The sequence below is a fragment of the Ferrovibrio sp. MS7 genome, assembly GCF_038404985.1.
In the GTDB taxonomy this organism is placed as follows: Bacteria; Pseudomonadota; Alphaproteobacteria; order Ferrovibrionales; family Ferrovibrionaceae; genus Ferrovibrio; species Ferrovibrio plantarum.
In genome coordinates this window covers 381,381-395,000 of the sequence record NZ_JBBKBA010000001.1, presented here as the reverse complement: position 1 = coordinate 395,000, position 13,620 = coordinate 381,381, and the positions used below count along the sequence as shown (strand labels likewise).

13 protein-coding genes, 1 tRNA gene and 2 rRNA genes (1 of these 16 cut by a window edge) are annotated in these 13,620 nt (G+C 61.3%); 13 read left to right on the top strand and 3 right to left on the bottom strand.

The window, feature by feature from the left end; genetic code table 11:
• From V6B08_RS01750 to V6B08_RS01735, 4 genes are all read left to right on the top strand, one after another.
• Positions 1-1,979: ribosomal RNA gene (locus V6B08_RS01750) — 23S ribosomal RNA — on the top strand (it extends 761 nt beyond the left edge of the window).
• A 134-nt stretch (positions 1,980-2,113) separates the two neighbouring features.
• Positions 2,114-2,228, top strand: a 5S ribosomal RNA gene (gene rrf / locus V6B08_RS01745).
• Positions 2,229-2,319: 91 nt separating this feature from the next.
• Positions 2,320-2,396: transfer RNA gene (locus tag V6B08_RS01740), tRNA-Met, on the top strand.
• A 215-nt stretch (positions 2,397-2,611) separates the two neighbouring features.
• A complete protein-coding gene (locus V6B08_RS01735; protein WP_341977480.1) occupies positions 2,612-3,778 on the top strand; it encodes a Fic family protein in 1,167 nt (388 codons plus the stop codon).
• Between the two features lie 36 nt (positions 3,779-3,814).
• Here the strand turns inward: V6B08_RS01735 and V6B08_RS01730 are convergent, their stop codons facing one another.
• A complete protein-coding gene (locus tag V6B08_RS01730) occupies positions 3,815-5,794 on the bottom strand; it encodes a type IV secretory system conjugative DNA transfer family protein (protein ID WP_341977478.1) in 1,980 nt (659 codons plus the stop codon).
• Between the two features lie 462 nt (positions 5,795-6,256).
• Here V6B08_RS01730 and V6B08_RS01725 point away from each other — a divergent pair, with 462 nt between their 5' ends.
• From V6B08_RS01725 to V6B08_RS01710, 4 genes are all read left to right on the top strand, one after another.
• Positions 6,257-7,195 carry an ArdC family protein gene (locus tag V6B08_RS01725; RefSeq protein WP_341977476.1) on the top strand — a complete coding sequence of 313 codons (939 nt, stop codon included), beginning with the start codon at positions 6,257-6,259 and terminating at the stop codon, positions 7,193-7,195.
• 38 nt (positions 7,196-7,233) lie between these two features.
• On the top strand, positions 7,234-7,662 hold the full coding sequence (locus tag V6B08_RS01720; protein WP_341977473.1) for a hypothetical protein: 429 nt from the start codon (positions 7,234-7,236) through the stop codon (positions 7,660-7,662).
• A 91-nt stretch (positions 7,663-7,753) separates the two neighbouring features.
• A complete protein-coding gene (locus tag V6B08_RS01715) occupies positions 7,754-8,560 on the top strand; it encodes an Lcl C-terminal domain-containing protein (RefSeq protein WP_341977471.1) in 807 nt (268 codons plus the stop codon).
• Between the two features lie 520 nt (positions 8,561-9,080).
• Positions 9,081-9,476, top strand: coding sequence for a DUF2958 domain-containing protein (locus V6B08_RS01710; RefSeq protein ID WP_341977469.1), 396 nt, complete (start codon positions 9,081-9,083; stop codon positions 9,474-9,476).
• 83 nt (positions 9,477-9,559) lie between these two features.
• On the opposite strand, the gene V6B08_RS01705 is transcribed toward V6B08_RS01710, so the two are convergent.
• Positions 9,560-9,934 carry a HepT-like ribonuclease domain-containing protein gene (locus V6B08_RS01705; protein ID WP_341977467.1) on the bottom strand — a complete coding sequence of 125 codons (375 nt, stop codon included), beginning with the start codon at positions 9,932-9,934 and terminating at the stop codon, positions 9,560-9,562.
• Entirely contained in the window at positions 9,934-10,365 is a 432-nt protein-coding gene (locus V6B08_RS01700) for a type II toxin-antitoxin system ParD family antitoxin (RefSeq protein WP_341977465.1), read from the bottom strand. The genes V6B08_RS01705 and V6B08_RS01700 overlap by 1 nt, the downstream gene beginning before the upstream one ends.
• A gap of 737 nt (positions 10,366-11,102) precedes the next feature.
• Here V6B08_RS01700 and V6B08_RS01695 point away from each other — a divergent pair.
• From V6B08_RS01695 to V6B08_RS01675, 5 genes are all read left to right on the top strand, one after another.
• Positions 11,103-11,396 carry a DUF736 domain-containing protein gene (locus V6B08_RS01695; protein WP_341977463.1) on the top strand — a complete coding sequence of 98 codons (294 nt, stop codon included), beginning with the start codon at positions 11,103-11,105 and terminating at the stop codon, positions 11,394-11,396.
• Positions 11,397-11,465: 69 nt separating this feature from the next.
• On the top strand, positions 11,466-12,068 hold the full coding sequence (locus tag V6B08_RS01690; protein ID WP_341977461.1) for a hypothetical protein: 603 nt from the start codon (positions 11,466-11,468) through the stop codon (positions 12,066-12,068).
• Between the two features lie 209 nt (positions 12,069-12,277).
• Positions 12,278-12,742, top strand: a complete 465-nt coding sequence (locus V6B08_RS01685; RefSeq protein ID WP_341977459.1) for an Lcl C-terminal domain-containing protein — start codon at positions 12,278-12,280, stop codon at positions 12,740-12,742.
• A 528-nt stretch (positions 12,743-13,270) separates the two neighbouring features.
• Positions 13,271-13,408: a hypothetical protein gene (locus tag V6B08_RS01680; RefSeq protein WP_341977457.1), complete on the top strand. Its 138-nt coding sequence runs from the start codon at positions 13,271-13,273 to the stop codon at positions 13,406-13,408.
• 11 nt (positions 13,409-13,419) lie between these two features.
• Positions 13,420-13,608: a hypothetical protein gene (locus tag V6B08_RS01675; protein ID WP_341977455.1), complete on the top strand. Its 189-nt coding sequence runs from the start codon at positions 13,420-13,422 to the stop codon at positions 13,606-13,608.
• Positions 13,609-13,620: the final 12 nt, after the last annotated feature.

The window sequence follows — 13,620 nt, the reverse complement described above, 5'->3', positions numbered from 1 at the left end:
GAAAGGCCAACCAAACTCGGAAATAGCTGGTTCTCCGCGAAATCTATTGAGGTAGAGCGTCGTGCGAATGCCATCGGGGGTAGAGCACTGGATGGGCTAGGGGGACTCACCGTCTTACCAAACCTAACCAAACTCCGAATACCGATGAGTAATACACGGCAGGCAGACTGCGGGTGATAAGGTCCGTAGTCGAGAGGGAAACAGCCCTGACCGCCAGCTAAGGTCCCCAAGTCATGGCTAAGTGTGAAAGGATGTGGGAAGGCCAAAACAACCAGGAGGTTGGCTTAGAAGCAGCCATCCTTTAAAGAAAGCGTAATAGCTCACTGGTCTAATTAAGCAATCCTGCGCCGAAAATGTATCGGGGCTAAAGCCATGCACCGAAGCTGCGGGTGTGCAGCAATGCACGCGGTAGCGGAGCGTTCCGTAAGCCTGTGAAGGGAGACCCGTGAGGGCTCCTGGAGGTATCGGAAGTGAGAATGCTGACATGAGTAACGAGAGGAGTGTGAGAAACACTCCCGCCGAAAGTCCAAGGGTTCCTGCGCAAGGTTAATCCGCGCAGGGTGAGCCGGTCCCTAAGGCGAGGCCGAAAGGCGTAGTCGATGGGAACCACGTTAACATTCGTGGGCCTGCTAGAGGTGACGGATGACGATAATTGTTCGGACTTACTGGATTGTCCGGGCGGTGTAGTCGTTCCAGGAAATAGCCCTAGCGTATAGACCGTACCCGAAACCGACACAGGTGGACTGGTTGAGAATACCAAGGCGCTTGAGAGAACTATCTTGAAGGAACTAGGCAAATTGCCCTCGTAACTTCGGAAGAAGAGGGCCCATGCTGAGCGCAAGCTCGGTGTGGGGGCACAGACCAGGGGGTGGCGACTGTTTAACAAAAACACAGGGCTCTGCGAACACGGAAGTGGACGTATAGGGTCTGACGCCTGCCCGGTGCTGGAAGGTTAAGAGGAGGGGTGCAAGCTCCGAATCGAAGCCCCAGTAAACGGCGGCCGTAACTATAACGGTCCTAAGGTAGCGAAATTCCTTGTCGGGTAAGTTCCGACCTGCACGAATGGCGTAACGACTTCCCCACTGTCTCCAAGATAGGCTCAGTGAAATTGAACTCTCCGTGAAGATGCGGAGTTCCCGCGGTTAGACGGAAAGACCCCGTGCACCTTTACTCTAGCTTTGCAGTGGTGCCAGGAATTGAATGTGTAGGATAGGTGGGAGACTTTGAAGCAGGGGCGCTAGCTCTTGTGGAGTCGCCGTTGAAATACCACCCTTTTGGTTTTTGGCATCTAACCATCCGCCGTTATCCGGCGGTGGGACCCTGCATGGTGGGGAGTTTGACTGGGGCGGTCGCCTCCGAAAGAGTAACGGAGGCGTGCGAAGGTGGGCTCAGACTGGTCGGAAATCAGTCGCTGAGTGCAATGGCATAAGCCCGCTTGACTGCGAGACAAACAAGTCGAGCAGAGACGAAAGTCGGTCATAGTGATCCGGTGGTCCCGTGTGGAAGGGCCATCGCTCAACGAATAAAAGGTACGCCGGGGATAACAGGCTGATGATTCCCAAGAGTCCATATCGACGGAATCGTTTGGCACCTCGATGTCGGCTCATCACATCCTGGGGCTGGAGCAGGTCCCAAGGGTTCGGCTGTTCGCCGATTAAAGTGGTACGTGAGCTGGGTTCAGAACGTCGTGAGACAGTTCGGTCCCTATCTGCCGTGGGTGTAGGATACTTGAGAGGAGCTGCCCTTAGTACGAGAGGACCGGGGTGGACGTACCTCTGGTGTGCCGGTTGTGACGCCAGTCGCATTGCCGGGTAGCTATGTACGGACGGGATAACCGCTGAAAGCATCTAAGCGGGAAGCCCCCCTCAAAACAAGGTATCCCTGAGAGTCGTGGAAGACCACCACGTTGATAGGCTGGGTGTGTAAGCGCGGCAACGCGTTGAGCTAACCAGTACTAATCACTCGATCGGCTTGATCTCAGCCAAATCTGTCATGTGCAGCGGTCAGAAGCTGCCAGGACGATACTCAATCAAGCGCAGACGCAATTAGCCCGCTCTCGAGCGGTGCTGTGTCAGGATAGTTCACTGCATCCGGTTCCGCCGGTCTTAGCTGGCCTGGTGGCCTTAGCGAGTGTGCAACACCCGATCCCATCCCGAACTCGGCCGTGAAAATGCTCAGCGCCAATGGTACTTCGTCTTAAGACGCGGAAGAGTAGGTCGCTGCCAGGCCTGCCAAGACCGGCCCAACCGATGCAGACTTCACGAGACAACATCAAAGGGGTGCCTGATCCCATGGATCAAGCACCCCTTACTTCTTTGCCGCGGGGTGGAGCAGCCCGGTAGCTCGTCAGGCTCATAACCTGAAGGTCACAGGTTCAAATCCTGTCCCCGCAACCAGATAAACGCTGAGAAATCAGCGTTCTACGAAAAAGCCCCGATCTTCGGATCGGGGCTTTTCTCGTTTCGGGGACATTTTGGGGACAGTCGTGGGCGGTGCTGGCCGGCCGGCTATTCCGATGGGGCTTACTAAAGCCCGCTTTCTTAACGGCTGCCGCTAATAAAGAAAATGGCCTTAACTTTTATTTATGGCGTGGCTAAGGTAAGATTGCTTTATGAACGCTGCTGCCATGACACGACTCGGCCGATTCAAGGAGGCAACCTACGAAGACGAACGCGTCCGTGCGTTCGTCCCGCCTCCGTTGCCGCCAGAGCCCCCGATCGACATCGCGGGCTTGCTCGGAAAGCTGAGCGCGGCTGACCGGGCTATTGGACGACTCGACGGCATCACCGTTCTCGTGCCCGACCAGGCCCTTTTTCTTTACATGTATGTCCGCAAGGAAGCGGTCCTGTCTTCCCAGATCGAAGGCACGCAGTCGACGATCTCGGATCTTCTTCGATTCGAGACGGACGCCGTCGCGGGGCAGCCGATCGACGATATCCGCGAAGTCTCGAACTACGTCGACGCCATGATGTACGGCCTCGACCGGCTCAAGACGTTGCCGATTTCATTGCGATTGATCCGGGAAATGCACGAGCGGCTCCTGAGGAGCGGACGCGGCCAAACCAAAAGCCCGGGCGAGTTTCGGCGGACCCAAAACTGGATCGGCGGGACTCGGCCGAGCAACGCGCTCTATGTTCCGCCGCCGGTCGATGAGCTCATGCCGTGCCTCGACGCTTTCGAAAAATTCATTCATCAAGCGACGCCGGATATCCCCCCCCTCATCAAGGCGGGGCTCATCCACCTCCAATTCGAGAGCATCCACCCATTCTTGGACGGGAATGGCCGCCTCGGCCGTCTCCTGATCACCCTCTTCCTGTGTCATGAGGGGGTGCTCAAGCAGCCGCTCCTCTATCTCAGCCTCTACTTCAAGCAACATCGATCCGACTACTATCGCCTTCTTCAGGAAGTTCGGGAGCGCGGGAACTGGGAGGCTTGGCTCGAATTCTTCCTCGACGGAGTGACGCGCACGGCCGAGCAGGCCTTCGACACCGCAACGAAAGTCGTAAGCCTCTTCCAGAACGATCGAGCCAGAATCAGCCAAGCCGGCGACAGGGCAGGCTCCGCGTTGCGTGTTCACGAACTCCTCCAGAAGAGTCCCTTCATCACGGCCGCCAAGGCAACCCAGAAAACCGGCCTTACCTTGCCCACGATCAACGCCGCGTTCGCTGAGCTTCAGCGCCTTGCGATCGTCACGGAGATCACCGGCAAGAAGCGGGGGCGCGTTTACTGCTACCAGGGTTTCATGGACCTCTTGAGCGATGGCGTCGGGGGCGATTAGCCCCGGCTCGATGAGAAGCCCGCCGCTCGCCGATCCTCAATCGTCCTCTTCGACATCCGGCATCGCATCGAGGATGGGTTTCTTCGACGCCTTGAAGGCCTGATAGGTCTCGTCGGCATAGAGCGGCACGAGCGTCGAGCGGACCGGCACGTTGCCGGAGACGAGGAGCACCTGCTGGCCCTTGAAGTCGGGGCCGCGCAGGGCTTGTGAGGTCGCAAGCGGTTCTTTGCCCCGGCCGAACAGCTCCTGCCGCTGGCCAAGCAGGTCCGACACCTCATCGGCCGTCTTCGCGTCGTTGATCGCGAAGAAGCTCTTCACGCGGCAGTTCGAGATGATCGTCTGCGCCTGCGGATACACGACTCGGAGTTGAGAAAGGTCCTGGGCGAAGAGCCAAAGACGGATCTTCGCTGCCCGAACGATCGCGATGGCTTTCTCGACCTGGTCCACATAGCCGAGCTGAGGCAACTCATCGAGCAGGAAGAGCGTGGATTTCCTCGGATAGTCCTTTTCGTGCGGGATGCGCGCCGCCCGGCTGGACGCTTCCAGAAGTTCTTTGATGTGCAGGCCCAGAATCGTCCGCAGCACCGGAGCGTTACTGGCGATCAGTTCCGGCGGGACGATAAGGAAGACGGCGTCGGCACCTTGGCGGTCGATTCGCCGCTCATCCAAGAAAATCCCGTCTTGCCGCCGTTCGTAGGCCGCCATGTTGTCGCGAAGGCTGGCCGGGTTCCATTTCGGGCTTGTTTCGTCGGTCGTGCGCGCGATCGCCGGGCTTGCCCATACCGACAGATAGACCCGTGCGACCGCCAAGATCGAGGCTCGCATCTTTTCGTTTTCGTGCATTTCCTGGAGCGCGTTCGCCGTGCCGTGGAGATTGACGTCCGGCGAGGCCAGCATGTCCTCTATGAGCCGGCTGCCCCATGTCTCGCCTTCGTCCTCGCCGCGCCGCAGGTTCGCCGGGACTTTGGCGTTGAGCGCGGTCACCAGTCGATGGACTTCCGTCATGGTGCGCGCGCCGGGCTCGCCGTGGCGTACCAGGAACCAGATGATCCCCGTGATCATGTCCCGCGCCGACATCTCCCAGAACGGGTCCCTGGATCGTTCGGCCGGAATCAGCGTCGTTGCCAGCGCCAGCGCGTCCTCCCACGAGCAGACGAAATCCAACGGATTGATCTTGTCGCTCTCGATCGAATCGTCGAACGGCGCCCACTTGAAGACGTTGCCTTTCAGGCGGCGTATCCAGGCGAGTTCCCGGTAGCACTCGCCTTTCGGGTCGAGGACGACGATGGGGCCATCGTAGAGAAACACGTTCTGCATGACGTGGGCTTGGCCCTTGCCCGCGCCGGTCGGCGCCACCGTCAGCAAATGGCCTTCGCCGCCGATGAACAGGTCCGGTCGGACATCGCTGCCAGAGATCGATGCTTTGCCGAGATACAGCCCGTCCTCGCGCTCTGGCTGGCCTTTGTGCGTCACAAGTTCTGCGTTGATGATGTCCTCTGTCGTCGCCCAGCGTGCGCCCGTGCCGAGCTTGGCGAGTTCTTCGCGCCACTCCGGGCCTAGTGTCGGAAACACGTGCCGTTCGAGGCGGCCTTTCGCTTCGCTGATCTCGCCTCGGAAAATGTGACTCCAAAGCACATGCCGAACATCGGCATCGATGGGCAGTCGGCGAATCAACGCGATGAGTTGCTTATGTTCGCTCGGGAGGTGGGCGTACTTCCCACCTTCTTCCAGATCGGGATAGACCACCGGCGGCGGCACCGACTTCGCCTTTACGGGCCCCGGGACCGGTGTGGCGACGGGCGGCTTTTGGACAACGGGCGCCGGCGGGGCAGGGGGCTTCTCAGGGGCGGGGGCGTTCCAAGCCGCATCGAGCTTCTTGAACATGCCGCCCAAGAAGCCCGCCGCTTTCTTGCCGGTCTCAATCGCTTTGGCCGTCGCTTTATCGACGACTTCTTGTCCCTTCGGCGTCAGGAACGGTTCGCTCTTGCCGCCTTCCTTGCCCTTGTTGTCCGCCATGGTTGCCTCGTGCCCGTTCGATCCGTGCCGTTGTCGGCATTCCTTTTGTCGAGCCTGCCCCAAAGAATAGGGCGATTTCTACCGTTGGCAGTGTCGGGATTTCACGCTGTCGGGCTGGGTATCCATCGCCTCTATCCGGCCTGACGGCATGGCGTCGTGACGGCATGACGCCACGGCGGCGTGGCGGCGGGACGGAAATGTCCTTCCGGACGGGAGCCAGCCCATTTCTGTCCTTCCGAGCGGACGAATCTGGCCCTCGGCGCCGTTCCTGCAACGGCAGCCGCCCAGTTTTTTCCCCGGCCTGCGGCCTTCCTCGCGCAGCAAAAAACAGGGCGTCCGCCGTCCTCCTCTGGCGTTCCGGCCCTTCGGGTGCGGGTTCCGGCCTAGCCGGGGCCTTTCGTTCGCCGTCGGAAGGCCGCGATGGGCGCGGCCTCCGGCGACAACCGGAAGGAGCACCGTCCCATGAACGCCACCACGACCCCCCGCGACGTCTACACCCAGGTCACCGATACGCTCATCGCCGCCATCGAGGCCGGCGCCGGCGCTTGGCAGATGCCCTGGCACCGCCACGGCGTCGCCCATTCCCGACCCTCCAACGCCCTGACGGGCAAACGCTACCGGGGCGTCAACGTCCTCGCCCTCTGGGCCGCCGCCGAAGCGCGCGGCTTCTCGACCGGAATCTGGGGCACCTACAAGCAATGGCAGGAGAAGGGCGCGCAGGTCCGCAAGGGCGAGAAATCCTCTCTTGTCGTCTTCTTCAAGGAGCTTTCCGTCAACGAGGCCAATCCCGAGACCGGCGAGACCGAGCGCGGCCGACGCATGATCGCCAAGGCGAGCTACGTCTTCAACGCCAGCCAGGTGGACGGCTTTGCCCTTCCCGAGCCGCAAGCCCCCGCAAATCCCGCCGAGACACTCGCCACCGTCGAGCGCTTCATCGCCGCCACGGGTGCGCGCATCGCCGTCGGCGGCGAGGGTGCCTTCTATCGGCCGATGACCGACACCGTGCACATGCCCGACCGCAACCGCTTCACGGGCACGGAAACGTCCTCCGCGACCGAGTGCTACTACGCGACGCTCCTCCACGAGCTGACGCACTGGACGGGTATCAAGACCCGCTGTGACCGGGAGTTCGGCAAGCGCTTCGGCGATAACGCCTACGCCATGGAAGAGCTCGTCGCCGAGCTGGGGGCGGCGTTCCTCTGCGCCGATCTCGGGATCACCAACAGCCCGCGCCCCGACCATGCGGCGTACCTCAGCCATTGGCTGACGGTCCTCAAGGCCGACAAGAAAGCGATCTTCACCGCCGCGTCCAAGGCCGCCCAGGCTGTCGATCACCTTGACGACTTGCAGCCCAAGGAAACCGCCGAATCCGATGCCGACGCGCTGGAGGTGGCCGCATAAGCGGCCACCGTCACGCGTTCATCCTAAAGGAGATGACCATGCGCCGGTCGATGATGATCATCATCAGCAGCATCATGATCACGATGATGGCGAGCGCGTGCGCCCCGCGACAGCACGACATTGAGGCCACCTTTCGCCAACATCTCGTTCGCCACTATGCCGAGGACGACAAGGCCGCGCGCGCCATGAACGGCGAGCCGCTTCGTCTCGATTTGACCTTCGTTGACCTCGATGGCGATGGACAGCCGGAAGCCATCGTCCGCCTCGACCATCCGGCATTCTGCGGCTCGCGCGGGTGCGCGATCGACGTGCTACGCGTTCAGGAAGACCGGATCGTCGTTCTTGGCGCCTTCATCGCTTACGAGGCGGCACTACGTCATGACGTCATGGCGCAGCGACGTCATGTCATGATCGATGCGCGCGCCTGGATCATGTCCGGCGACCGGCTTGCCCCTCTTGATCCGTAGATGACCTGTCAGGCGCCGAAGTGCCTGACGGGTCAGCTGACCGGCTCCCGCGCCCATCCATAAGTTCCTGAATCACTTAGTGGGGGCCGCCGTGACGCTACGACTTTCCGCCATTTTGTTTACTGGGCTTGTGGCTCTTTGGACGCCCGACGCCGTCGGCCAGGCCCTTTCAGCCCAAGGGAATACGGGCAGCCCCGAGCACCAGCGCCTGACACAGAAAATTATCCAGCTTGAAGCCGAAATTGGTGCGATACGCCAAGATATAACTGTATTTTTGCGTATCGTCGGTGGTAGTTGCAATGGCACCAATTCTTTCGTGAAGGCGGTGGGGTCTGACGGGACAATCATATGCGGAACCGTCGTCGCCATAAGTGCGACGGACACCATTTCAGACACAGTCATGCCCGAACGGTGCGAGTCAATCGGCCAGACGCTTGAAGGAGGCGTTTGCGTTTCCGTTGGCACAAACGCCCTTATCGCTTCCACAAGTGATTCCCCAAGCGCCTATGCTTGGGGCAGCCACAACACTCCGCGCGGCACGGCTGATGCTAACAATGGTTCCGGCAATACAGCTTTGCTGGCATCCTTTGGAGCCAGCGCACATCCAGCGGCCGCCTACTGCGCGAATTTATCATCGGGGGGCTTTCAAGATTGGTATCTGCCAGCAAAGGATGAACTTAACCTACTCTTCTCTTACCGCGATAAAATCGGGAATTTTTCCGCTTCTTATTACTGGTCTTCAACGGAGTTAAACGAGGGAAATAGTACTTACGCTTGGCTCCAGTCTTTTGTTGTGCCCAGCCAAATTCTTACGGGAAAGCACGATCCGCACCGCGTTCGGTGTGTCCGGCGGACTAAATCGCTGGAAAACATCATGTACGAAAAGACCAGAAAATAATATCTTAAAGTTGAGGCATTAGCTAAGAAAATCCACCAGTCAGTCCGCATGAAAAAATCTAGGACGCCTAGGTACCGCGCCCCTGCATCGCCTTGTTCAGGGCTGACCTGCACTGATCTGCCATCACTTCAGCGTATCGCCACGTTTTGACGGTCGGCATCGTGTAGTCGATGGCACGAGCTATGTGAAATATTTCAAGCGTCATAAAGCCTAACAGGATTCTCTGAGGGGAACGCCTTCCCCCTGGCCTCAGCCGAAACGTCTTCGGCGCACCCCTTTCTGCGGGGGCGCCCCGCAACGCCCCGGTTTTGCGTCTCGCCCATGAGCGTTCCCTCCGGTCACTGAAGGGCGGGGGCCTTACCCCCGGCCGCGTCAAGGCGCTTTCCCCCAGCCTTCCTCCGCTGCGCTCCGTGCAGGCCGGGTGGTCCCCCCTTGGCCTTGACCCGTCCTCCCCCGCTGCTCGCCGCGAGGCAGGCGAGCAAGCACGCGGGCTTGCTCGCGCAAATCAAGGAGGAGTGCCATGACCGAGACCGAGAACACCCAAGACACCCGCCAGTCGGGTTTGCTGACGCCGGACCAGAAGGCCCGAATGCTCGCCAATGGCCGCGCCGCCGCCGAGGCCGTCGCGGATGATGGGAATACGCCCGACGTGTTCCCCGTCGTGAAGCTGTTCGTGCCGTGGGGCGCCGCCACCTGGCTGCTGTCCGAACTCGACCTCGAGGACGAGGACATTGCCTTCGGGCTTTGCGACCTCGGTTTCGGATGCCCCGAGCTCGGGAGCGTGCGGATTTCCGAACTGGAAAGCGTGCGCGGCCCCGGCGGCCTCGCCATCGAGCGCGACCTGCATTTCCGGCCCTGCAAAGCCCTCACGGCCTACGCCGCCGAGGCCAGCCGTTTCGGGCGCATCCGCGCCTAATTCCGGAGTGTCAAAGTGTATGGATGAAGGTGTAAGGCTTTCCTGGAGAGACCGACGGCCTCCCGTCTCGCTAAGCACAGACCTTACATGTCCATGTCGTGCTGCCGACGCTTTGCCTTCTCAAGCTCTTTCTTGAGGGCAAGAGCGACACGCCGAAGCTCCGGGAGATGCGTCTGCGTTACATCCCAAATCACGTCCGTCGAAACGGATTGGTACTCGTGACGCAGGATATTCCCAATCCCGGCGATTTTGGCCCAGGGGATCTCTTTGTGTTTGGTTTTGAAGGCATCAGGAACACGACGGCTGGCTTCAGAGACGATCTCCAAGCAACGTATGACCGCGTCCTGGCGAAGTTCGTCTCGCCCAAACTCCGCGCGCGTCAAATTCTTGGTATACGTCTCGATGCGGCGGATCGCCGCCAATATATCGTTGACATAAATCGTCGGCGTCTTGGCCATCAGAAGACCTTAACGCTGTCGGCAAGAGCCTGTTTTCGGAGTTCCTGCCTCAGGGATTTTCGCAGCACGACATCCACCCGGCGCCCGAGTGCCTTTTCAAGATCGATTTGAACGCCCGCTTGCTCGACAAGACCAAACGCCGCCTTCGGGTCCACGTCGATCAAGACATCGACGTCACTTTCAGGCGTCGCTTCTCCCCGCGCCACCGAGCCGAAGAGCGACAAACTCTTGATCCCTTGCGCCCGCAACTGGGGCTCGATCCGCCGAATCGACCTTGCGACATCTTCCACCGTCGGCGCCGACGAGCGGCCGACCTTCTCATAGAGTAGGCGCAACGCCTCGCGGACGACCTCGCTCGAATTGTTGTAGAGGCCCGTGGCGACTTTCTCGCGCACGAACTTCTCCAGCTCCGGTGTCAACGACACATTCATGGCAACATAACCTCTTCCTCAAATATGGGCGCATCCGGTCAGTATGTCAATCTTTGCTATAATTTGACATACGCCAAGGTGACTTGCAGAGCGTAGTTCCGACCCCGCCATCGTCGCATGGCAGGGCGATGAACCACCTGGCATCTTTCGGCTTGGCTCCGTGTTTGAAGACCGCCGCGCATCCGCGCGGCGGGTCGTCCCGTTACGGGCGCAGTCATGGCGTCGTGCCGTCATGACGCCGTGGCGTTGTCGCGTCGGGGCGGCTGTGATCGATAGCCGAGCCGCACTCCGAGCGCGGTCGTGGTTTGACCCGGACCCCGCGCGCCGATGAAGTCTTGTGCCGCGAACGGACTCGACCGAGGCGGGTGCGCACTCGACGGGATAAAGAGGGTGCTTGGCCTTTGCCGAGGCGGGCAGGGGCCGGGCCGGTTTCGTGGCCAGATATCGGGCCTCGGTCGCCGGTGTCTCCTTGAGCCAAAGAAGAGCCGACACCATGCGGCCTCTTGTTCGATGGACAATGGACGACGCCGTCGCCTGTTCCGCAATGGCGGCGGCGCTGTTTGTTTCTCCGCCGTCCTGCGGACGGCTTCCTCGCACCCGCTTCGCTCCAAAAAACTGCGCCGCCGCCATCTGCCGCTTCGCTCCGCCCTTCGGGTGCGGCAGTCGCCGGGTCGTCCCCTTCGGTGTCCATCGAGGCCGCAATGGTGCGGCTCTCGTAAGACAAGGAGACACTGACAATGGCGACCATCGGCACCTTTACCAAGAACGAAACCGGCTTCACCGGCCAGATCCAGACCCTCGGCGTCAAGGCCAAGGCCAGCATCAGCCCCGTCGAGAAGACGGGCGACACCGCCCCCGACTACCGGGTGTTCGCGGGTAAGGTCGAAATCGGCGCGGGCTGGGTCCGCAAGAGCAAGAACGACCGCGAATACGTCAGCGTGAAGCTCGACGATCCCAGCTTCGCCGCCCCGATCTACGCGAACCTCGTCGAAGTCGACGGCCAGCACGAGCTCATCTGGTCGCGCCAGTAACGGGACGACCCGCCGCCCGGCTCCGGCCGGGCGGCGGCCCTTTCAAACAAATCAATTGAGGAAACGACCATGACGATTTCATCTGCTCCCATTCACGTCGAAGCGCCGGACGACGCCATGCGCGAGACCTGGCTCGATAGTCTCGCCGACATGCGAACCGACGCCGAAGACATCGTGCACTACGTCAACGAACTCAACGGCACGCTCACCTATGGCGGCATCCCCGCCCTTGGCCTTGCGCCGGTCGATTGCGCAGTCGGCAGCTTCGTCGCGATGGCCCGCGCGAAGCCCGCGCTTGCCGGTCTCGATCTCATCGAACTCGTCGGGCATCTCAACGCGACTATCGAAGCGCTGCACGAGCGCATCGCCACCGCGCAGGCGTGCGTGGCCGGGTCGCGGCACTCGGACGCCTTCGCCGCTTGGGTCGCGGCCTACCGGCCCAAGAAGGCGACGGACCGCCCGGATGCCCCCTTCGGCGGGTTCCTTTTCGACACTTCAAACAAGGCCACTGCCCACGTCGTCGGCAAGCCCGAGACGCGCGTCTGGACGCTCATCTGCGAAGACGATGTCCTCGCGATCGTACCCGGCTTCCGTCGCTGCGACCGGCTCGGGCACTTCATCTGCGCCGTGGAGCGGACGGTCGATGCCCCGACGGAGATCGTCATCGGCTGACGCGCGCAACACACTCCCTCTCCCTCGGGAGGGGGAGTTTCTTTCGGTAACCACTTTATGTCCGCCGTTCGGCTTCCCACACCTTGGGGAGTACCGACGCACCTAACCGTTTCGTCCTATGCCCCCGCCCTTATGGGCGGTGTCACCGGCTTCGGCCGCTCCCCCCACTCCAAAACCAGAGGACGCCGCGAAAGCGGTGCGAATTCTTCATGTCCAAAGTCATCCTCTCCGCCGTCGATGTCGAAATCGCGAACCTGAAGGCGAAGCTCCGCCCGCTGGAACGTGCCAAGATTGGCCTGACGGTCGATCCGAACACGCCGTTGCCGGGCGAGGCGATGCCCGACGGCACGGTCTATGCCGGCGTCTCGCCGACCACCGACCGCGCGTTGTACGTCATGCCCAGCGACCTTTACGGCGAGTACCCATGGGCCAAAGCGATGGACATCGCATGGCGCGAAGACTTCGGCGGCTACAAGAACTGGCGCCTGCCGACGAAGGAAGAGCTCAAGCTGCTCTTCGCGAACCGCATCGCAATCCGTGGGTTCACCACGGCCGCGTACTGGTCCGCGACGGAGAACCATGGCGGTACCGCTTGGTATTTCGGCTTCCAGTCCGGGATGCTGACCTACACGACGCAGCGGAATGCCCACGCGATCCGTTGCGTCCGCAGCTAACGACACCTTCATCCCCTTAGCGTCTGCCTCCCTGCTCGTGCAGGGGGGCTTTTTCATGCCGTACATCGGAGGCGTCGATCTCGGCGTCTCGTCGTCATGATGTCGCCTCTCGCGAGCCTTGCGTGCGGCGGAGGAACCCACGTTGCAGGCTGGAGGCGTGCGCTCATTCGAGGGCAGGCGGTGTGACCCCTCCGAGCGGCGAAGCAGACCTTGCGCGTCATCGGGTGTCGGGCGCGCTGGTCCTTTTCCGGGGGCACTTAGCCGACGCCATCTACGTCCTTCCTCTGCGTGGCAAACCCTGGCAGCCGCGCCGGTGCGCGCAACGGCGTCTTCGCAGTTTTTTCCCCGCCGTCCTTCGGCCGGCTTCCTCGCGCCCGCTTCGCTCCAAAAAACAGCGCCGCCGCCGTCCTCCACTTCGTTCCGGCCCTCCGGGTGCGCCCCCCGTCTTCATCGGCTGCCGGTCGGGTTGCCAACGGAAGGCCGCGATGGGCGCGGACTTCCAAAACCGGAAAAAGGAGGACACATCCTATGACCCTCACCGAACTGCTTCTTACCGTCACCTACACCTATTTGCTGGTCGCGACTCTCGGCATGCATCTCGAACTTGCGCGCCGCATCTACCGCCACATCCGCTTCCGGCGCTATCTCGCGGCGAAGGCCCGATAGGAGGCCGCGCCATGATGGACAACCACCGCTTCCGGGAACTCGCCGCCAAGGCCGACGAGCGCGCCGAAACCACCGGCGAGGACCACTACGTCATCGACGACGAGTGGGGCCTGGAACTCATCAGCCACGACGAGCTGATGGACGGCATCTACGCCGCCACCCCGCGCAACGCGATCCTCTATACCGCCCGCGGCTACTGACGCCGCACGGCT

What these genes read in the sequence shown, in the direction of transcription:
- V6B08_RS01690 (WP_341977461.1), top strand. Translation starts at nt 11,466, where the DNA reads ATGACGATTTCATCTGCTCCCATTCACGTCGAAGCGCCGGACGACGCC.
- V6B08_RS01710 (WP_341977469.1), top strand. Translation starts at nt 9,081, where the DNA reads ATGACCGAGACCGAGAACACCCAAGACACCCGCCAGTCGGGTTTGCTG.
- V6B08_RS01680 (WP_341977457.1), top strand. Translation starts at nt 13,271, where the DNA reads ATGACCCTCACCGAACTGCTTCTTACCGTCACCTACACCTATTTGCTG.
- V6B08_RS01720 (WP_341977473.1), top strand. Translation starts at nt 7,234, where the DNA reads ATGCGCCGGTCGATGATGATCATCATCAGCAGCATCATGATCACGATG.
- V6B08_RS01705 (WP_341977467.1), bottom strand. Translation starts at nt 9,934, where the DNA reads ATGGCCAAGACGCCGACGATTTATGTCAACGATATATTGGCGGCGATC.
- V6B08_RS01685 (WP_341977459.1), top strand. Translation starts at nt 12,278, where the DNA reads ATGTCCAAAGTCATCCTCTCCGCCGTCGATGTCGAAATCGCGAACCTG.
- V6B08_RS01695 (WP_341977463.1), top strand. Translation starts at nt 11,103, where the DNA reads ATGGCGACCATCGGCACCTTTACCAAGAACGAAACCGGCTTCACCGGC.
- V6B08_RS01725 (WP_341977476.1), top strand. Translation starts at nt 6,257, where the DNA reads ATGAACGCCACCACGACCCCCCGCGACGTCTACACCCAGGTCACCGAT.
- V6B08_RS01675 (WP_341977455.1), top strand. Translation starts at nt 13,420, where the DNA reads ATGATGGACAACCACCGCTTCCGGGAACTCGCCGCCAAGGCCGACGAG.
- V6B08_RS01730 (WP_341977478.1), bottom strand. Translation starts at nt 5,794, where the DNA reads ATGGCGGACAACAAGGGCAAGGAAGGCGGCAAGAGCGAACCGTTCCTG.
- V6B08_RS01700 (WP_341977465.1), bottom strand. Translation starts at nt 10,365, where the DNA reads ATGAATGTGTCGTTGACACCGGAGCTGGAGAAGTTCGTGCGCGAGAAA.
- V6B08_RS01735 (WP_341977480.1), top strand. Translation starts at nt 2,612, where the DNA reads ATGAACGCTGCTGCCATGACACGACTCGGCCGATTCAAGGAGGCAACC.